The following is a 20,548-nucleotide window of genomic DNA, read 5'->3' as shown; positions in this document are numbered from 1 at the left end:
ATGGGTTTCCTCTTCGAGGTTCTCGATTTTCCCGACGGCAGTCGGATGACCGACCTGTGGAACAACACGTGGGCCGAGCCGGCAACCGGAGAGGAGATCGCGTCCGGCCACTTCATTCACCTCGGAGACGATCAGCACGTCGACGTGGAGACAGATTTTCTCAGTAGCCACCTCCCCTTCAACGTGGCAGGCTTCGGCGGAGTCTTTCCCGACGGCAAACCCTGGATGTTCGTCATGCAGAAGGCACCGGCCGACCTCGCGACCAGGCTGCGCGGTGAGGACGATCCACACTCGCTTCTGCGCGGATCACTCGACCGCGCCATGTCTTTCAATCCCGATGCACTGGTGGCCGAGGAATTGTCCTGGAGGCATGACGATCTGGTGAAGGTGTACGAGGAAGAGGGGATCCCAGCAGCATCCATCGCCGGCTGGTCGGCCGCGGATCTCCTGCGCGGCCTCTTGGCGCAGTGTTGTAATGCCGAACTTGCCGCCGTCGTCGCCGGATACCCCGAATGTGCCTACCCCGAATCGGCGCATGCGTGCGAAGCAGACGTGTTCTCCGACGTGTTCGCCGGTTGGGTCAGCGGACTGCGGTGATGTGACGGAGGAGACCCCACCCTCTCAATATTTCGGAGTAGACTCATTTATGAGCGTGATCCGAAATGAGACGAGGTGAGCGGGATGACGAAATCGAACCAAGAGTTGGGTCGTCGTGAACGCAACAAACTCGAGAAGCAGACACGCATCTTCGACGCCGCGGCCGAACTGTTCGCGGAAAAGGGCTACAGCGCAGTCACAACTCAAGAAATTGCCGATCGCGCCGATGTAGCCGGTGGCACCCTCTTTCGTTACGCCGCAAGCAAAGCCGAGCTACTGCTCATGGTGTACAACGCGGAGTACCGCAAGCAGATCGAACTGGGAGAAGAGCGTGAGGCCAAATCGACGGGCACAGAAGATCGTGTGCTCGAGCTGGTTTCACCCCTGCTGATCGCGAGTCGCCGAAACGACGAGAACACCGGCATCTACCAACGCGAAGTGTTGTTCGGCGAGCCCAGCGAGTGTTTCCGGGCCGAAGGTCTGGAACTCTCGCAGCGCCTGCAAACGCGGATTGCGCAAATCTTGCTCGAGGGGCACCCCAACCACACCACCCGAACCATCACTGCAGCGCGAACGATTTCCAACGTGCTGCACTTCGAAATAGCCCGCGCGGCATTGGACCGGATCACGGCTGACGAACTCACGAACATCGTTGCCGCACAAGTTCGATTGACGCTTGCCGGACTACCCACCGAAAAGGATTGAGGATCGAAAATGACTGAACTGAAGCAGATCACCGTTCTGGGTACCGGAGTTCTCGGCTCGCAGATCGTCTATCAGACCGCCTATCACGGATTCGACGTCGTCGCGTACGACATCAACGCCGAGGTCATCGAAAGGGCCAAGGCTCGGTTCGACTCGTTGGCCGCGGCCTACAAGGCCGAAAACGTCGAGGGCGCCAAGGAAGGCAAGGCCGACGAAGCGCTACAACGTATTACGTACTCGTACGATCTCGCCGAAGCCGTGACCAAGGCCGATCTTGTCATCGAGGCAATTCCCGAGGACATCGCCATCAAGCGCGACACCTACGAGAAGCTCGCCGCAGTAGCTCCTGAGCACACGGTGTTCGCAACCAACTCCTCGACGCTTCTGCCGAGCGACCTCAAGGAGTTCACCGGCCGCCCCGAGAAGTTCCTCGCACTGCACTTCGCAAATCACGTGTGGGTCAACAACACTGCCGAGGTCATGGGCACCGAGTCCACCGACCCCGCCGTGTACCGCGAGGTCGTCGAATTCGCGAAGAACATCGGCATGGTGCCGATCGAACTCAAGAAGGAGAAGGCGGGTTACGTACTCAACTCACTCCTGGTCCCGCTCCTCAATGCAGCATCCGACCTGCTGATCGACGGCATCGCCGATCCCGACATGGTCGACAAGACGTGGCGTATCGGCACCGGAGCCCCGTTCGGCCCCTTCCAGATCATGGATGTCGTCGGGTTGACCACCGTCTACAACATCTCCTCCCAGGGCGGCGAGAAGCAGCGCGCGTTCGCCGACTACATCAAGAAGAACTACATCGACGAAGGCAAGCTCGGCGTCGCTGTCGGCGAGGGCTTCTACAACTACAAAGGCTGATCAAAAGCCGGGCTGATCAACTGCAGGGCTGATCAACCAACAGAGCTGATCAACCAACAGGCTCACCGCGCGGTGGCTACGACGTGAATTCACGTGGTAGCCACCGCGCGGACGTCTGTTGTCAGTAAGTCCGAAACCACCCTGAGCGATTGTGACGCAAGCTTCTTCACGTGCGAACCCATCCTCAGGAGAGATCCCCACATGCGTCGTTCCGCCATCTCGGCACTCACAACACTGGTACTGCTCGGCGCCGGAACACTGGTCAGCACACCCGCTGTCGCCGCTCCCCTCGCGTGTGGCGGAATCTCCACCGGTTCGTTCTCAGGCTCCGCCGGCGGCTCGGAGTACCTGTGCGCCAAAGAAGGTGACCTTCTGGACGTGCGCATCGGCGACGTTCATGCGACGCAGCCTTCCCTCGGCTACGACGAGGTGTACTACAAGCTCGGGCGATACACGCTCGGAAAAGACACGATCAACAAGAAGTTCGACGACTGGTGCGAGGCGAACGGCCAGATCCAGGCTGCGACCGCTACTCCTGCCTCGACGCTGAAGGACCCGTCGTCCTTCACCTGCCAGCTTCCAGTGGGTCAGGAAACCGCCGAGAGCATCGCGCCCATGAAGACCGTGGTCGTCGGACCCCGCGGCGATCTCTACCTGACCGACGGTCACCACACCCTCACGTCCTTCATCGAGACGGCCGACGGAGGCCCCGACCTGCACGTGCGACTGCGGGTTCTCGGCAACCTCAGCGGCCTGAGTGAAGGCGCCTTCTGGACCGAGATGGAAAAGAACAAGTGGGTCTGGTCGCGTGACGTGGACGGAAACCAGGTACCGGTCCAGTCCCTGCCGAAGAGCGTCGGCCTGGCCAACTTCGCCGACGACAAGTACCGCAGCCTGATGTACTTCTCCCGCGACATCGGATTCGCCGCCGGCACGATTCCGTTCCAGGAGTTCTACTGGGGTGCGTGGGTCCGCGACGCCGCGCCCGTCGACCTCACCAACTGGAATCGCGACGACCTCTCCAGCTACCTGGCCACCGTGAAGTCGGTGACCAAAGCACAGACCGCGTTGGCGGGTGATGCCGTCGTCGACAGCGGGTTCACGGCCGCCGATCTCGGAGTCCTGCCGGCCTGGAACGACGGCAAAGCGGAGTCCAAGGGCGAGTTCGCAAAGCTGTCGAAGCCGTACACAGACGACAAGCCGGGCAAGATCGCCTACGCACTTGCCTACAAAGCAACCCTCTGACCTGCTCGGATCCAAGTCACACCCAGCAAACTTGACTAAGGTAAGCCTCTACTCAGTAGTCTGATCCCATTCGGGTGCCGCTTCATCGAAGCAGCGACGCCCTGCCCTGACGGAAACCATGCCGTCGTATCTGCCCGGTCGATCAATCTCCGGGCAACCAGGACAGGGAGAAGGTTGCTGCAGTGAGCACGTCCATCGTCGGTTTGTACGACCCCGCAGATGACAAGAGCAGTTGCGGGGTCGGGTTCATCACGCGCAAGGACGGCGTGCAGACCCACGATGTCCTGATCAAGGGCAGCGAAGCGCTCTGCTCGGTTCCGCACCGCGGCGGTATGTCCTCCGAGGGCGTCGGCGACGGCGGCGGCGTCTCGGTGGACCTCTCCCTCCGGTTCTTCCGCAAGGTAACCGGGCGCCCCGACCTTCGCGCCGGACGCTTCTGCGTCGGCAACTTCTTCCTTCCGGACGACGACGCCCAGCATGCACGCGCTGCCGCCCTGGTCGAACGTGAACTTCTCGATCGCGGTTTCACCACTCTCGCAGTGCGCGACGTCCCGGTCGACAACTCGGCGATTCGGCCGGCCGCGATCGCGCATCAACTTCCGGTCAGGCAGTGGATTTTCGAGGTCCCCACTCCGCGTCCCGAGCCTGCGGTAGTCGATCGCCTCGTACACGAGGCCCTGCTCGCCATCGAGGCAATCGCGTACAACACGCCTGCACTACGCGGTTTGTACCCACTGTCCCTCAGCGCGAGGACTCAGGTTCTCAAGGGCCGCTTGAACTCCGACGAAGTGATCCCGTACTTCCGCGACCTGGTCGACCCCGATCACGCTGTCCACACGATGTACTTCCACACGCGGTTCTCGACCAACACGGACCCGCATCCCACGATGGCGCAGCCGTTCCGATTCATGGCTCACAACGGAGAACTGAACACCGACAAGAAGAATCGGCTCTCCGAAGCAGCGGTGGCAAGCGCAAAACGACGTGCGATCGTCCGTCCGCCCGGTCAGTCCGACAGTTGCCGACTCGATCAGACTCTGGAAGCACGCGTCATCGAGGACAGCGTCGATTTGGTGACAGCTGTCGTCTCGATGATGCCCCCTGCCTGGGAAAACGACACCACTCTCTCCCCCGCAGTGCGTGCGATGTTCGAGTACTTCTCGCTGTACGAGGAGAAGAACGACGGACCGGCAGCGCTGGTGTTCGGCGACGGCACCATCATCGGCGCCCGCCTGGACCGCCTCGGCCTGCGTCCACTTCGCACGATCGAGACACACGACTACGTGTGCGCATTCTCCGAAGCCGGACAGATCGCGTTCGCACCCGAGACGGTGATCCACCGTGGCCGCGTCGAGGCCGGCGGAATGCTGTACTTCGATCATCGAGATCGCCATACCTATACCGCCCGCGAAGCCCTGGAAAAGATTGCCGCACAACGCGACTACCGGTCTCTGCTGGAGCAATCGCGAATCCTGATCGAAGACATTCCCGCCGTACCTGCGGAGAAGGTCAGCTCACCGACGCGCTACAACGGAACGTTCGAGGTTCATCAGCGCTACATGGCGTACTCCCTGGATCAGGAGAGCTTCAAATTCCTGATGGATCCGATGCTCACGCACGGAGCCGAGAAGGTATCGGCCATGGGTTACGGCAACGCCATCAACGCGTTTTCCGATCGTGAAGGCGGTGTGGCACGCTACTTCTCGCAGCGATTCGCCCAGGTCACCAACCCTCCGCTGGACAGCATCCGGGAAGCGGACGGCATGACCCTCCGGGTTGCATTGGGCGCGAAGATGACCGCCGGACAGTCCAAGCAGATCGTCATCTCGTCGCCGATCCTCGGGCATCTGGACATGCTCAAGATCCGCGAACAGAAGCACACCCCGCATCGCCGATTCGAAATGCTCTACCCCGCCGCGGGTGACGCGCAGGCGATGGTTGACGCGATGACCGCGCTCGGCGACGCGGTTGTCGCCTTCGCGGCCGAACAGGGCGGAATCGCAGTCCTGACCGACCGGCACGTATCTCATGAGCGCGCAACGCTTCCCGCGATCATGGTCGTCGGAGCACTGAACCAACGCCTCATCGACGCAGGCCTGCGATTGAGTGTCTCTCTCATCGTGGAGAGTGGCCAGATCGAGTCCTCGCACCACGTTGCCGCTGCGCTCGGATTCGGTGCTTCCGCTGTCTACCCCTTGTCCGTTCAGTTGCGAGCCGAGGAGAAGTTCGCTGCCGACCCGGATGCCGCCTTCCGACGCTTCGCGAAGGCTGCCGAGAAGTCCCTCATGAAGACGATGGGACGCGTCGGCCTGTGCACTGTCGAGAGCTACATCGGCGGAGAATTCTTCGAACCCAACTTCCTCGATACGTCCGACCCTGTTCTGCGCCAGTGGTTCCCCAACATGAAGTCACCGGTGGGTGGCGTCGGTTTCGACACCGTCGCGGTGACCTCGAAGCAGTGGCACGAGCGTGCAAGTGAAGTCGAGGGTGAAAAGGACCTGCCACTGCTCGGCCTGTTCAAGGAGCGCGCAGACGGCGCGGGGCATTCGTTCGGTACCACCGCAGTCCGCAAGTACGTCGAACTCACCGAAGAGAAGATCGCGTTCGACAGTCCCTCAGGTACCGAACAATTCGATGCTCTACGCCTGCTTCCGCTCGGGCGACTCGACGATGCATTCCGCCTCGATGCCGGGGCCTACCGGGCAACGAGTTTCGACCGGTTGACCACCGAACAGATCGACGACTTCGACATCACTGCCGGGTACCGTGATTTTTCGACTGTGATGGCCGCGGAACGATCGCGTCGGCCCGCAGCGTTGCGCGACGTCATCTCTGTTCCCGGCGACGTCACGTTTGCGGTCACGACAGCCGAGTTCGCCGAGCAGATCAGCCGATTCTCGGTGCACGGCAACACAACGATCGTGATGCGCGGAGTCCAGTGTGAATCCGCCGCAGACGACCGGTACACGCTTAGCCTGGACGGTCCACTGGCCGGTGACAGCGCGCGAGCAAAAGCGCTCGGCGACGCTCTCTGCGCCACCTTTGCCGCCGATATCACCATTGAAGCCATCACACCGGATCTTGCGCTGAGGGCAACCGGCATCGGGGCAGAGTTCCTGTCCAAGCTGAGGGTCGCACCGGCAGGTGTTCCTCTCTCCGCGGTACAGAGCGCCAGCGACATCACCCCGAAGTTGGCGTCGGGTGCCATGAGTCATGGCGCACTGAACGCTCCGGCGCACGAAGCCGTCGCACACGGCACGAACATGGTCGGCGCGATGTCCAACAGCGGCGAAGGCGGCGAACACCTTTCGCGCTACAACACGATTCGTGCGTCGCGCATCAAGCAGTTTGCATCCGGACGCTTCGGAATCTGGGCGGGATACCTCGCCGACCCGATGCTCGAAGAGATCGAGATCAAACTCGGCCAGGGCGCAAAACCCGGTGAGGGCGGGCAGCTTCCGGCCGCCAAGGTCACCGTCGACATTGCTGCTGCCCGCGGCGGAACGCCCGGCGTCGAACTGGTATCGCCGCCGCCGCACCACGACACCTACTCCATCGAGGACCTCGCTCAGCTCATCCACGACTGCAAGGCAGCGCGCATCCGGGTGATCGTGAAGTTGGTGTCCTCGGAAGGAATCGGCACCATCGCCGTCGGTGTCGCCAAGGCCGGCGCCGACGTCATCAACGTCGCCGGAAACACCGGTGGCACCGGCGCCGCTTCGGTGACCAGCCTCAAGTACGCGGGTCGTGCGGCCGAGGTCGGTATCGCGGAGGTCCATCAAGCTTTGTGTGCCAACGGGCTTCGCCAGAAAGTCGTTCTGCGATGCTCGGGCGCGCATCAGACCGGCAGCGACATCATCACTTCCGCGCTACTGGGCGCAGACAGCTTCGAGTTCGGTACGTCTGCGCTGATGATGATGGGCTGCGTCATGGCCAAGAACTGCAACATCAAGTGTCCGGCCGGTCTGACCACCAACCCGGAACTGTTCGACGGCGATCCCCGCGCCATGGCGCAGTACCTTCTCAACATCGCTCACGAAACTCGGGAACTGCTCGCGAATCTGGGAATGCGATCCCTTCAGGAAGCGCGGGGTCGAACTGATCTCCTGCATCTGCTCGATCACCCGTCCATCGTCGGCAATCTGAAACTGGACGCGATGTTCGAGTCCGCCCCGAACATCACCGTCGACAATCCCGTGTACCTCGAGCGTGAGTACGCGCTCGACGAGAAGATCATGGACGAGGTTCGCACGGTGCTCTTCAACCGTGGCGAGGCCTCGGTCGCCGTGTCCGGACCTGAATTCGCCGAAGGTGCACTGCACCTGGGTAACCGGAACAAGAGCGTCGGTGGGCAGTTGGCGATCGACCTCGAACGCGAACTCAACTACGGAGCGGCCGGCCTTCTCGCTCCGGGGGTACTGACTGACGAGCGTGGGCGACGATATCTGGCTCCGGGCAGCGTGCGCGTCCTGACGACCGGATCTGCTGGCCTGTCGTTCGGCGCATTCTGCAACGACGGCATGCACCTGGAACACACCGGGACATGTAACGACGGTGTGGGAAAGAGCATGAGCGGCGGCGTGATTGCCGTGCGCAGCCCAGGCGGCGGCTCCAGTGACGCCGGCGGAAACGTGTTGATCGGCAACTTCGCGCTCTTCGGCGCCACCGGCGGACGAGTGTTCGTCGAAGGTGAAGCAGGCGATCGCTTTGCAGTTCGCAACTCCGGCGCCAGTGCTGTCGTCGAAGGTGTCGGCGACTTCGCCGGCGAGTACATGACCAACGGTGCTGTCGTGAATCTCGGCGAGTTCGGCAAGGGTGTCGGCAACGGCATGAGCGGCGGGTTCTTCTACCAGTACGACCCTCGCGGCGAACTGGCACTGCGAGCAAGTACCGATTCCGTACTGCTCGGTTCGATCACCGCTGCGACCGATCCTCTGGCCGCCGTCCACAACCACGCGGTACAACTCCTACTCGAACTGCATGTGGAAGCAACGGGATCCGCACTCGGAACCCGACTGCTCGAGAACTGGGAAGTCGAACAGCACTCGTTCGTCTACGCCATGCCCAAGGCATTGATGCTTTACCAGGACAGCGATGCAATCCTGGCTGCGAAGTCGCACAAAGAGCTTCTCGAAGAATTGGCGTCCGCCATCGCAGCACGTCAGGTCCGCACGTTCAAACTCGCAGTGCGCGATGGGCGCCCCGCACTGAACGGAGCAGTCCCCGCCTATGGCGAGACCGATACCGCGACAATGTATGCGCTGCTCAGTGCGTACACCGTGCTTCACTTCGCACAACAACTCGCCGCCGCCCGCACGCCGGGTGCGTCCGGGCCCGACGATCCAGCAGTGCAGAAGGCGGCCCGAAACCTGGTGCTGACCGAGGACTTCGCCCTCGTCCAGCACTTGGTCAAGTACTCGAAAGAGATTCTCGCCGGCTACGACGACGAACAGTTGGCTGCGTTGATTGCAGCCAAGCGCGTCGACGACTACAAACAGGCGCTGAGCCTGCGCAACGTGTTGGCCATGGACAGCCCGGCGACGTACGGCTGGATTCTGTTTCAAGACAACAAGAATCGGGACAAGCTCGGATCACTGCCGAACTTCGACGAACTGTTCGCTTCGCGCACGATCCCCGACCTGGTGTCCTGACCTCCTCCCCCGAACGTAGGTGAGCTTCAAAATGGAAATCCCGTACATCCCCGAATACGCACCGTTCAACGGCGACCAACGCGCGTGGCTTTCCGGATTCCTGGCCGGTCTACACTCACGAACTGTCATGCCCGGTCAAACCGGTGCTGCAACAGCGACAGTGGAGAGAACTGCCGGCGCAGCAGTGCACATCCTCTACGGAAGCCAGACCGGCAACGCGGAGTCCGTGGCCGAAGACGCGGCCGCAGCTGCTCGTGCCCACGGTCTCGAACCACTTGTCGCGGGTCTGGACACCGTGGATATCAATGCACTTTCCGCCATGCGCCGGGTGCTCGTCATCACCTCCACCTACGGCGAGGGCGAGATGCCTGACAACGCGCAGCTGTTCTGGGATGCAGTCGAATCCGAGAGTGCGCCCAGGCTGGAGGGTCTCTACTTCGGAGTACTCGCACTCGGTGACACCAGCTACGACGGGTTCTGCCAGTCGGGAAAGAACATCGACGCCCGATTCGAAGCACTCGGCGGGTCCCGGGTTGTCGACCGCACCGATTGCGACGTCGACTACGAGGATCCGGCGGCCGAGTGGATCGTTCGGGCGGTCGCTGCGGTAGCCGGTGTCGACGGTGATGCGGGGGCCGCTGCCTCGCCGGTTGCGTCCACTCCGACGAAGACCAAGTCCCAGTGGACTCGCAAGAACCCTTATCCTGCAACCGTCCTCGCCAACCGACTGTTGTCCGGCGAGGACTCCGCCAAGGAAGTCCGCCACTTCACCTTTGCGCTCGGCGAGGACGGTCTGGACTACGAGGCCGGAGATGGATTGGGCATCCGCCCGATCAACGACCCCGCTCTCGTCGAGGCGATCATCCTTCAGATCGGTGCGAGCAGTGACTACGTCGTCACCGCGAAGGACGGCTCGTCCGCACCGTTGGACCAGGTGTTGACCAGCGACTACGAGATCTCGATTCCCTCGCGCGATTTGATCGAAGACATCGCCCGACGCAGTGGCGACGCCGAACTGCAGCACATTCTCGACACGGAAGATCGGGAAGCGCTCGATGCGTGGCTGTGGGGCAAGGACGTTCTCGATCTCCTGCAGTTGGACAACAGCATTCGCTTGAATCCCGAAGATCTGCTTGCACTTCTGCGCCCGCTGCAACATCGGGTCTATTCGATCTCCTCCAGCCCGCTGGCCCACGACGGCACCGTGCATCTGACGGTAGCGAGTGTGCGCTACCGCTCGGGCGAGCGGGACCGCGGCGGCGTCTGCTCGACGTACCTGGCGGACCGCGTCGGCGAGGGAGATCGGGTCGGAGTTTTTGTCTCCAAGAACAATTCGTTCCGCCTACCTGCCGATGACACTGCTCCCGTCGTGATGATCGGACCCGGCACCGGTATCGCACCCTTCCGCGCTTTCCTGCACGAGCGTCGCGCACGCAACGCGTCGGGGCAGAATTGGCTTTTCTTCGGCGATCAGCATCAGTCGAGTGACTTCATCTACGAGGACGAGTTGAACGGTCTGACCCGTGACGGTGTCCTGACGCGTCTCGATCTCGCATTCTCGCGTGATCAGTCCGAGAAGATCTACGTCCAGACTCGTATGCGTGAACAGGGCCGAGACTTGTTCGACTGGCTCGAAAACGGTGCGCACGTGTACGTCTGCGGCGACGCGACCCGGATGGCAAAGGACGTCGACGACGCGTTGCACGAGGTGGTCGCCGAGCACGGTGGGTTGGATGCGGACGCCGCCGAGGATTACGTCAACAACCTCAAACGATCGAAGCGGTATCTACGAGATGTCTACTGAGATGTGCCCGCACCGTGGCGAATGCCGTTGCGCGGCTTTGGCGCGCATGTCGGACCTGGATGCACTGCTTGCGCGTCCGGGTTTCCGCGGCGGACTGATCGACACCGCACCTGAGGTAGTCGGCAAAATGTTGCCGCTCTTGGACGACGCCGTAGCGATCACCGTTGCAGGTCCGGTGGCTGTCAACGACTCGGGCAAGTACGCCGTTCCAACAGTTCCCGGCGATCCGCTGGTCTGCACGCCCGGACTCGTCTCTCTACGTTTGAACCCTTCTACCCTCGGTTCGGTGGTGACCACTGACGCAGAACAGCACCTGCCCCCGACGCTTCGGATGTTCGATACCCACGGATCGAGTTCACACACTACGTATTTGACCCCGACCTCGGATCGTCTCGCCTTCGAAGCGATGCGAACTGCACCGAGCACTGTGAGGGAAACAAGCCCTCCCGCCCAGACATCGAATACTCCCGCCTTTTGGGCCGAGGCCGATCAGCTGACACAGCTCGACTTCATCCTCGCGGACAGCGGCAGCGAACGTCGTAGCGGCTTGGTCGCTCTGGGTGCCCTCGGCTACCGGAGAATCGATCCTCACCTCATGGCTGCCGGGATGGAGCACCTGTCCTACCATCAACTACCCGTCACGACAGTCGTCGCCGGCAACGGCTGCCTGCAGATTCACCGCGGTCACCTCGACGCCGCAGCCATGTTCGGCGGGACATTGACTCTAGCCTCGGACACCTGCCGAACGATGATCGATCTGAACGGCGTCTCGGAGTGTTGGCTGACCCGCACCCACGGAGTGCACGGTTTGACGACGTCTGTCGAGGTGTACGACTTCCGCCGCAAGTGCGTAGCCGTGTTCACTCAGACTGGCCCAACCGAATCCGCGGTCATGAGCGTATGGGAAGACGTCATGAGTTCCATTTCGGCCGCATCCTGAAGACCGAAGTACGACCCATTCGGGTGTAAGAAATCGGCGCATCGCGATAACTGGACGTGACGACCGAAGCCTAGCCTTGGGTTTCGGTCATTTGTCGTGTCTGCACCCGGACGCTGATTCAAGGAGTTATCCATGCCCCGCCCTCTCGTCGAACCGTCGCTGGTCCCGGCTTTGCGCCCGGCGCTGCCTGCATTGGCCGCCGGGGTGCTCGCGGCGGCAGCGTCGGGGGTCGCGATGCTCGGTGCGCTCTGGAGCGTCGTGCAACTCATCGGTGAACCGTCGATGACTTGGGCCGGGTGGGCATGTGGGCTGTGGCTCACCGGGGTAACGCTCGCGGCCACGTCGTCGTGGCTCTCGCATCACGCCGAGTCGCTCTTCGAGGCCAGGCTCAGGCGCCAGCTCGCAGCTCATCTCGTTCGACTGCCCGCAAGCACGCTGTCCCGCTACAGCGGAGACGCACTGAGGAAGCTCGTTTCGGACGACATCTCGGCGCTGCACCATATGACTGCGCACCTACCGGCCGAGTTCGCCACACTGATCGTGGTCCCGGCGGTCACGATCGCGGTGCTGGTTGCCTCAGCCGGCCCCGTGGCGCTACTCGCTCTGGCTCCCGGCATCGTGGCAGCACTGTTCTACTTGTTCGTGATCCCCAGAATGGCCGCTCGGCACAGCGCCGAAAGTGCGGATGTCATGGGCGACATCGTGACCGCTGTCGACGACTATGCCCGCGGTATCCACGTCTGCCGGATCTACGGCGCTCAGACCGGCGCTGCCGCCGACTATGCAGAATCGACAGCACGGTTCACCCGGGGAATGCAGGAGCGCGTTCGACTCGTGGCTACCCCCGCGGCCGTCGCGGTTGCCCTCATGCAGGCGACGGCGACTTTCGCGATCGCCTATGCCGTCGGATACCGCTGGGATGCAACGACGTTGGCCGCCACTATTCTCTTCAGCCTCGCAATCGTGACACCGGCCCTGCGGCTCGGGCACGGCCTCGACTACGTCGCGGCTGGACGCGCTGCTGCAGGCCGGCTCGCCGCTGCCCTGGACGAACCCACCCTCCCTGCCGGTGAAGCACTCACCGTTCCGGCGTCGAGTCCCTCCGACCGCCTGGAGATCGTCGACCTGACTGTCATGATCGCGGACCGCAGAGTCGTCGACGGCGTCACGCATGCATTCCGCCCAGCCGCGATCACTGCGATCACGGGACCGAGTGGAGCGGGCAAGTCGACGCTCCTGAAAGCACTGGCCGGCTTCGAGATCCCGGAACTCGGTACCGTTCGCTACGCGGGCCAGAGCGTCGTCACGATCGACGAGAACCTGCGGCCACAGTCCATTCTGCTCACACCCCAGGGCGCAGACGTGTTGCCGGCCACGGTGCGCGAGAACATCGCACTGGCCGCCCCCGATGCAACGGACGCGGAATACACCGCCGCACTACGCCGGGCACAGATCGACATCAGCCTCGACACCGACGCCACTTCACTCTCCGGCGGAGAACGTCAACGAGTCGGGCTCGCTCGGGTATTCCTCTCGCCCGCAGCAGTACTGCTGCTCGACGAGCCGACCAGTGCGCTCGACGATCGGACAGCGGCCGAACTGCTGAAGGAACTGCGCCACTTCGCGCACGACGAAGGAAAGACGATCGTGATCGTCACCCACGACCCTGCTCTTGCAGACGACGCCGACGATCGACTCGACCTCGACAGTCCCAACTCGCACAACGCCGCCTCGCGCAGTGCCGCCCTGACTGGAGCCGAATAATGAACAGCGCCAATGCAGCCCGTCGCCGCTTGATCACCATCGGATTCGGTTGGGTGTCCGTTGCTGTCCTCGAGGCGATCGCGTACACCACCCTCGCCCTCTCGATCGCTGATCACCGGTCGCCGGTTCTCGTGCTGGCCACGGCCGCAATCGCTCTCTTCGTGACCGTCCTGGTCTCGCGGGGTGGTTACTTCACCGGGGCTCGACTCGTCGGCGATCTCTACGATGCGCTCGGCGACGCCTTCGCCCGCACCAAGCTGTCGTGGTTCACCGACGACAACCGGGCGCTGCTCGCCACCGTCGCCGGGCGCGGAATCCCGTCACTGATGAGCGTTCCCGCGCACCAACTTCAGACCTTCCTCGTTACGCCGCTGATTCCGCTGCTCCTGCTTCCTGGGATCGCGGTCGTCGCGGGGCTAGACGTCATGCTGCTGGTCGGCGGACTGCTCGCAGTATCGCTCGCGGCTCAGACGCTCGCCCAACGCGCTCTCAGCCGAGCGGACGCGCGCCGGCACGAGGCCGAACTCGCAGCAACGCAGTCGACTCTCGAGCTCACCGATCATCTCGAATTACTGCGCACGGCAGCCGGTCCCACACGTTCCGTCGAACGTATCGAGCGAAGTTGGCGGGATCAGGAAACCGCGCTTGCACGGACCAATCTCGCCGCGGCACCAGCGACATTCATCTCGGCGATCGCCACTATTGTGCCGCTGGCAGGCGCAGTGATCTTCCTCGCCGCCACCGGATTCGACGATCCCGCAGCCGCTCTAGCGCTCGTCATCCTCACCGCCCGCGCCGCTGCCCCGCTCGACGAACTCGCTCTGGCCGGAATCGGAGTCAATGAACTGCGTGCAACGGTTCGCGATTACCGCGCCGCGACTTCGGCTCCCGCACTACCCGAGCCCGCGTCCCAGGACGCCGCGCTCCTTGTTGGAACTGACATCAAGGTCGTCGGAGTGGACCACGCTCCGGTTCTGCGCGGCATCAACGCGGAGATCCCCGCCGGGGAGCGTGTTCTCGTCGCAGGGCGCTCGGGTACGGGGAAGAGCACCCTTCTCGGGCTGCTCATGCGCTTCGACGACCCGGACGAAGGCAGCGTCACTCTCGGCGGAGTTTCATTGCGCGACTTGCCATACGACGACCTGGCTGCTCACATCGGCTACGTGCCGCAGGATCCACTCGTGTTCTCGGGCACGCTCGGCGAGAACATCGGACTGGGAAGACCGGGCGCTACCGAAACCCAGATCGAGGAAGCCGCCAGGCGCGCTGCCCTCGGCGCCGTTCTCGACCGCTCGACGCTCGGCATTCATCAGGACATCGGTCACCAAGGATCCGCTCTCTCCGGTGGCGAACGTCAGCGGGTGGCGATCGCTCGTGCCTTCCTCAAAGACGCTCCCGTCCTGGTGCTCGACGAGGCTACTTCGGCTCTCGACGAGGGCACCGAGCGCCGCATCGCCGGCGCCGTGCGGGAATTGGCGGCTACCGTCTTCGTCGTCACCCACCGCGACCCCGCCATCTGGGAGCCCACCCGCACGATCACGCTCTGACATCGCAAGCCCTAGTGCTCGCGTTGCAGTCCTTCTACTTCGGCAGGTGTACGACGGACAACCCTTGCAGGCGATCCAGCAGCAACGACGTGATCGGGAATGTCATGCAACACCACACTTCCGGCACCGATCACGGCGTTATGACCGATCGAAACTCCTGCACCGACGGTGACGGAGGCACCGAGCCACGTGTTCTCGCCGATGACGATCGGAGCCGCTCGCTCCCATCCCTCGCGGCGCCGTCGATGATCATCGACAGGGTGCAACGCTGTCATCAGCTGGGCTCCAGGCCCGATCCTCACGTCCGCACCGATCGTGATCAGCGCATCATCCATGAAGAACCCGTTCGCGTTGACGAATGCGTTGGCTCCGAGCCGAATGTTGTGTCCGTAGCTGCATTGGAACCGCGGCACCACCAAAGCTCCGTCACCTACCTCACCAAAAAGGCTAGCGAGAGCCCGTGAGCGGACAGCATCGTCGTCCGCCGCAGCCCCATTGAACGAGTCGAGTCGACGCCAACACTCCAGCCGCCGCTGCCGCAGCTCTTCATCATCGAGATACCACTCGCCACGAGCAAGACGATCCGCCTGTTCTCCCACCCGCGGATCGTCGCACACCGCGCCACCGCACTCCGACTGGGCACACCGCACCCCACCGAGCGCTACAACGGGGCGGCTCCAATGCAGCCCGGACGGCGAACGGGATCGCACACCTTTACCGCCGGACCGATCACCCCGGGTAGCGCGACTTTTTTGTTCCATCGGTGGCCCCAACCCCGGACACCTGCTGTACGAACAACCCGTCGCCACACAATCATGTGGCGACGGGTGAGTGCTTTCCGTTCTCCAGTTGTACGCCTACAGCTTCGCGCTGATGAGCGGCACGATATGTTCAGCCGCCCACGTCGTTCCGATCGGGCCACCGCTCGTGATTGCCCACAGAACATCCCCGCCGTCGGCGGTGCGAGGAGGCAGGCCAACCCAATGACCGGAGGACACAGCGCCGAGAGCTTGGAAGAGCTTCCCGCCGGTCAGCTTGTCGAAATCCTCTTCGCTGCCGGCGGCACTGCGACCGATCAGCAGGAAATCCGCATCGATGTTCTCGAGAAGTTCCTCTCCGACCGTGCTCTGGGTGACGAACTCCTTCGCACGCGAATTCTCGGCGAAACCAAGCTCACCCAGGAATGTTGCCGGCGCCGAACCTGGCGCTGAAAGATACTGCAACCCATTGCCCGTGCCGTAGAAGATCGCCCAAGTCGCAGTCAGACCCGCGAGTTGCGGGTTTTCCTCACGCACTTTGGCGAAGTACTGATCATGCTCTGCCACAACCTTTTCAGCCGCATTCGAGAGATCGAGGGTCTCGCCCAGAACACGGATCGACTCCTTCCACGGCACGAGCATCCGCGACTTTGTGTCGGGGCTCGTCACCACCGGTGCGATGGAGGACAAACGCTCGTAGTAATCACCCATGGACAAACCACCCAGGCCGTCAGCCCAGCCGACGGCGACGATGAGGTCCGGTTCGCTCGCGGCGATCGCTTCGACGGGAAGTGTTCCGCCCATCGCGAACTCGAAGGTGTCGAGATTCTCTGCGTCGTAAGGCAACAAGTACGACTGGGAAGCCGATTCCTTCACCATCGACGAGGAGAGGACAGGTTTGACGCCGAGCGCGAGGAGCATTTCCGTGTCGACGGCGTTGGGCACGATGGCGGCGATCCGCTCCGGTCGCTTCTCGAGAATACTTGTACCGTATGGCGATTCCAGGGTCAGCGGGTAGGTGGTCGTTCCTTCCGCAGCGGGCAGGGCGTTCCCCTCCGAACCGGGAGAGGATGCCGTTTTCGAGTCTTCGGCCGAGGCCGAGCACCCGGTCACGAGGAGCGCTGCGGCGAGCGCGGCCCCGATCAGTCCGGTGATCCGTGATCGTCTGGTGCGCAGGACTGTCATTTCTGCCTTTCGGTGTTATCGAGCACTTTCGGTGTTGCTGAGGTGAAGGGTGTTGGGTGAGCGATGGAGCCAGGTCAGGAATCTGCGCGCACGGCCCCGCCGCGTTTCCAGTAGCCGGTGAAATCGATGTCGGTCTTCACAATTCCTCGATCACGAATCAAATGACGACGAAGCGAGCGAACCGTCGCCTGTTCGCCTGCAAGCCACGCGAATACGCGTCCGTCAGACCATTCGACAGCACTGACCGCGTCGAGCAACAAAGTAGTGGCGCCGGGCTCGGCCCCCTCGCGCGGCAACCACGTGACACTCACCCCGGACAACTCGCGCACCGATTGGATGTGAGCCGAGTCCGCAATTTCGACGAACACATGCCCCCTGGCATCGGCGGGCAATTCCTCGAGCAGACGTGCGATCGCCGGCAACGCGGTCTCGTCACCGACGGCCAGCAGATACTCGTGATCTTCCGGGAGTCCCTGCGATACAGAGGGGCCCGCGATGTGCATTCGGTCGCCCGGGCTGGCGTCCCGCGCCCAGGTGGTAGCCACTCCGTCGCCGTGAACGACGAAATCGACGTCGAGTTCCCTTGTTTGCGGATCGTAGCGGCGCACGGTGTATGCGCGGGCAAGCGGACGGCGCCCCGCAGCGAAAGTCACACTGCCGTCGACCATTACCGGCAGGACCGGGTCGGTTTCGCCGGGGTAGGTGAACAGCAACCGGATGTCGTCGTCGAAGCCCGTACTCGCGAAGGCGGGTTCGGCAATTCCGTCGGCGTTGGTGAAGGTGTCGAGTTGGGCTCCGGTGAGCGTCACTCTCCGCATGCCCGGCGTCACCTCTGTCACCCGATGTACCTCGAGTTCACGCAAGGTAACGGGGTACGCCGTTGTCGGACGGGTGTTTCGGGGCACGGAAAGTCTCCTCGGAAGCGCACAGACGGGGGTCCGGCCCACGTTCGATCACGACGGGAGGGCCAATAAATAAAGCTAGCCTGCCCTAATCAGTTAGTGTTATCCGTGCGTGCCGACTTCTTACACTCATCGGTCGGCTGGAAGAGAATGCATCGACGTCGGGAGGGCATCGTGGGACCACGGTTGGTGTTCCCCGCAGGCGAAGTCCCCGAGATCCCCGCTGCTCGGCTCGCCTCGACCGCGAATGAACGCGAGCCACTGCTGTTCTGGGTACATACCGGGCGCGCAGAATTGCAGATCAGCGGCCGTACCCGCAGTGTGACTGCGGGGTCGGCAATCTGGGTACCGGCGGGAATCGCGTACAGCATCCGGGTCGATCCGGGCGCGGTCGCATTTCCCATCCCACTGCCCGCGGCCGACCTGCCGCCCGCGTTGAACCGGGTCATCGACTTCGAGATCCCAGCAGACTGGCAGGACTGGCTCGTCCACCAATTCGCGCACAACTTGGGATTTCTTCGGGGTGAGACGGCAGCGGGAGCCGGACTGATCGAGCTTGTCGCGGGTGTTCACTCCGACGGGGACGACAACTCCCCGTCATACTCGCCACCGCGCTTGCCACGCTCGGCCGAAACCCTCGAGATCGCACGCACGCTGCTGCGGACGCCATCCGACGACACCGAACTTTCCCGGTTCGCCCAGCAACTCAAGATCGGTGTCCGCACCCTGCAGCGCCGATTCACCGAGGAAACGGGATTGTCATTCGTGCGCTGGCGTACTTCGGCCCGGATCGCGGCAGCGACCTCATATCTGGCCGCCGGCCGCGAAATCGGCTGGACGGGTAGCCAGGTCGGATTCGCGACACCCGCGGGCTTCACCCGCGCCTTCCGAGAACACACCGGCATGACACCCACCGACTACGCACGCGCCAACCGGCGCCCGACGCCGCCCCGTGAAGACGAGACCCTGGCACAGGGCGTTGCATTGTTGTCCGAAGAAGGCGCCCGGTCAGGATCGGCACCAGCACCCCCGATGATCCCCGCAAGTGGAACGTGGGCACGGGTCAACGACTTTCACGTCGTTGTCTGGATCTACCGAGGCTCCGCCCGGGTCACTTTCGGCGACCGAACCTGGAATCTGCGACGGGGTGACGCGATGTGGCTTCCCGCTGGAGTGCGCAACAGCGTCGAGATCGCCGAAGGCTCTTTGTTACTTCCCCTCGGATCCCAGCCGGGCGCCTCTCCCGTCACCGCACCGCCCCCACGTGTGCTGCACTTCGCGCGCGAAGCGCAGGCGTATCTGCTGCACACGGTGGTCGCGAATTACACCCACCTGCGCCCCGAGATCCACGACCCCGCCCGGATCGCGAGGCTGATTCGAAGTGCCGCGGCAGCGCCCCTACCCAGCGGCGATCAGGCCGATCCAGTCGAAACGATCCTTGCCGCACTCCGGAAGAACCCCGCCGATTCGCGCACGCTGCCGGATTGGAGCGCTCGGCTCGGCGTCGACGAGGACATGCTCCTCAAAGACTTCGTAGCGGCCACCGGCCAGAGCTTCCCGCGCTGGCGCGGTCAGTTGCGGATGACCCTCGCCCGCGCTTATCTCGAGGAGGGCCTCGCGGCCGGGGAGGCTGCCCGTCGACTCGGCTACGCGCACGCGTCCGGATTCACCAAGGTCTTCATCGCGGCTCACGGCATGTCGCCGCGGGATTACCAACGCCGCGGTTGGCGGGGCGCTTCCGAAGGACTCATCGACCCGTGAACCTCCGTCGGATTCACATCTACCGCTCGTCGCCGCCCTTGGATTCCGGCGACAGGGCCGGGAACCAGATGTCGGTCAGAACCTCGGCCGCCTGCACCCGAGTCACGTCGATCGTCCCCTGCACGGCCCAGCGTGTGAAGAATCGCTCCAGCTGGCTCACGAGCAATTCGACGCGCAACCTCGCCTCGTCATGCTGTTCCACCGGCCACCGACCCAGATACTTGGGCATGGCATTCGGTAGTTCGGTCATACCGTCTCGCGCTGTCTCGCGGAACTCCGGTTCGAGTGCCACGGCCTCGTCCCACGCCGGCAGCAGGCGCTTGTTCTCGTCGAACCAGTCGAAGGCACGCTCCAGCCACGCAGTGAACTCCACGCGAGAGTTCGTGTCGAGGACCCGATCGAGATCGATGTAGAAAGCGAACGCACTCGCCGCCATCCCGGCCGCGCCGATCGTCTTGAGCATCTCCACCTTGCTGGCGAAATGCACGTAGAACGTGGCTCTACTGCATCCGACGACCGAGGAGATGTCGTCGACCGTGACAGCCGCGTATCCCCGTTCCTCGAACAGAGTGCGTGCGGCGTCCACGAGTTTGGCCCGCGTCGCGCGTTTCTGCTCGTCGCGAAGGGTTCCCCGCCTGTTCTTCGGGCCATCGGTAGTCGTGCTCACGTCGCCCACCTTGCTCGCATTTCGACTTCCTGGCAAATCACCGACTCACCGTCATCAAAAAACATTGCGTCATTCATTGACACATCGTCAGCGAATGGCGCACTATGACTCAAGTCACTTCTCGGGCTTCGATTCTTCTTCGCGCACGCCCG

At 63.0% G+C, this 20,548-nt stretch carries 14 protein-coding genes; 10 read left to right on the top strand and 4 right to left on the bottom strand.

Annotated features, from left to right (window positions below; translation table 11 throughout):
• The 9 genes from H351_RS04925 (at position 1) to H351_RS04885 (ending at position 15,123) form a co-directional block, all read left to right on the top strand.
• Complete coding sequence (locus tag H351_RS04925) at positions 1 to 597, top strand: hypothetical protein (RefSeq protein WP_020909569.1); 597 nt, start codon at positions 1 to 3, stop codon at positions 595 to 597.
• A gap of 84 nt (positions 598 to 681) precedes the next feature.
• Positions 682 to 1,302 carry a TetR/AcrR family transcriptional regulator gene (locus tag H351_RS04920; protein ID WP_029256575.1) on the top strand — a complete coding sequence of 207 codons (621 nt, stop codon included), beginning with the start codon at positions 682 to 684 and terminating at the stop codon, positions 1,300 to 1,302.
• Between the two features lie 9 nt (positions 1,303 to 1,311).
• Positions 1,312 to 2,172 (top strand): 3-hydroxyacyl-CoA dehydrogenase, encoded by an 861-nt coding sequence (locus H351_RS04915; RefSeq protein WP_029256576.1) that lies wholly within the window; start codon positions 1,312 to 1,314, stop codon positions 2,170 to 2,172.
• 201 nt (positions 2,173 to 2,373) lie between these two features.
• The gene (locus tag H351_RS04910) at positions 2,374 to 3,417 is read left to right on the top strand and encodes a ParB/Srx family N-terminal domain-containing protein (protein WP_021345944.1); all 1,044 of its coding nucleotides are present in this window, start codon (positions 2,374 to 2,376) and stop codon (positions 3,415 to 3,417) included.
• Between the two features lie 182 nt (positions 3,418 to 3,599).
• The gene (locus tag H351_RS04905; protein WP_029256577.1) at positions 3,600 to 9,068 is read left to right on the top strand and encodes a glutamate synthase-related protein; all 5,469 of its coding nucleotides are present in this window, start codon (positions 3,600 to 3,602) and stop codon (positions 9,066 to 9,068) included.
• 31 nt (positions 9,069 to 9,099) lie between these two features.
• Complete coding sequence (locus tag H351_RS04900) at positions 9,100 to 10,872, top strand: sulfite reductase subunit alpha (RefSeq protein ID WP_029256578.1); 1,773 nt, start codon at positions 9,100 to 9,102, stop codon at positions 10,870 to 10,872.
• A gap of 46 nt (positions 10,873 to 10,918) precedes the next feature.
• Entirely contained in the window at positions 10,919 to 11,812 is an 894-nt protein-coding gene (locus H351_RS04895) for a ChuX/HutX family heme-like substrate-binding protein (protein ID WP_029256579.1), read from the top strand.
• Positions 11,813 to 11,944: 132 nt separating this feature from the next.
• A complete protein-coding gene (locus H351_RS04890; protein ID WP_029256580.1) occupies positions 11,945 to 13,576 on the top strand; it encodes an ATP-binding cassette domain-containing protein in 1,632 nt (543 codons plus the stop codon).
• On the top strand, positions 13,576 to 15,123 hold the full coding sequence (locus tag H351_RS04885; RefSeq protein ID WP_029256581.1) for an ATP-binding cassette domain-containing protein: 1,548 nt from the start codon (positions 13,576 to 13,578) through the stop codon (positions 15,121 to 15,123). The genes H351_RS04890 and H351_RS04885 overlap by 1 nt, the downstream gene beginning before the upstream one ends.
• A gap of 11 nt (positions 15,124 to 15,134) precedes the next feature.
• On the opposite strand, the gene H351_RS04880 is transcribed toward H351_RS04885, so the two are convergent.
• The 3 genes from H351_RS04880 to H351_RS04870 form a co-directional block, all read right to left on the bottom strand.
• Positions 15,135 to 15,722: a sugar O-acetyltransferase gene (locus tag H351_RS04880; protein WP_037120624.1), complete on the bottom strand. Its 588-nt coding sequence runs from the start codon at positions 15,720 to 15,722 to the stop codon at positions 15,135 to 15,137.
• A gap of 258 nt (positions 15,723 to 15,980) precedes the next feature.
• Positions 15,981 to 17,066, bottom strand: a complete 1,086-nt coding sequence (locus tag H351_RS04875) for an ABC transporter substrate-binding protein (protein ID WP_029256583.1) — start codon at positions 17,064 to 17,066, stop codon at positions 15,981 to 15,983.
• Positions 17,067 to 17,140: 74 nt separating this feature from the next.
• A complete protein-coding gene (locus H351_RS04870) occupies positions 17,141 to 17,971 on the bottom strand; it encodes a siderophore-interacting protein (protein ID WP_029256584.1) in 831 nt (276 codons plus the stop codon).
• Positions 17,972 to 18,142: 171 nt separating this feature from the next.
• Here H351_RS04870 and H351_RS04865 point away from each other — a divergent pair, with 171 nt between their 5' ends.
• A complete protein-coding gene (locus H351_RS04865) occupies positions 18,143 to 19,729 on the top strand; it encodes a helix-turn-helix domain-containing protein (protein ID WP_029256585.1) in 1,587 nt (528 codons plus the stop codon).
• 19 nt (positions 19,730 to 19,748) lie between these two features.
• Here the strand turns inward: H351_RS04865 and H351_RS04860 are convergent, their stop codons facing one another.
• Positions 19,749 to 20,405 carry a TetR/AcrR family transcriptional regulator gene (locus H351_RS04860; protein ID WP_019745884.1) on the bottom strand — a complete coding sequence of 219 codons (657 nt, stop codon included), beginning with the start codon at positions 20,403 to 20,405 and terminating at the stop codon, positions 19,749 to 19,751.
• Positions 20,406 to 20,548 lie beyond the last annotated feature (143 nt).

Source organism: Rhodococcus erythropolis R138, assembly GCF_000696675.2.
Taxonomy (GTDB): domain Bacteria; phylum Actinomycetota; class Actinomycetes; order Mycobacteriales; family Mycobacteriaceae; genus Rhodococcus_F; species Rhodococcus_F erythropolis.
This window is presented reverse-complemented; position numbering and strand designations above follow the sequence as displayed.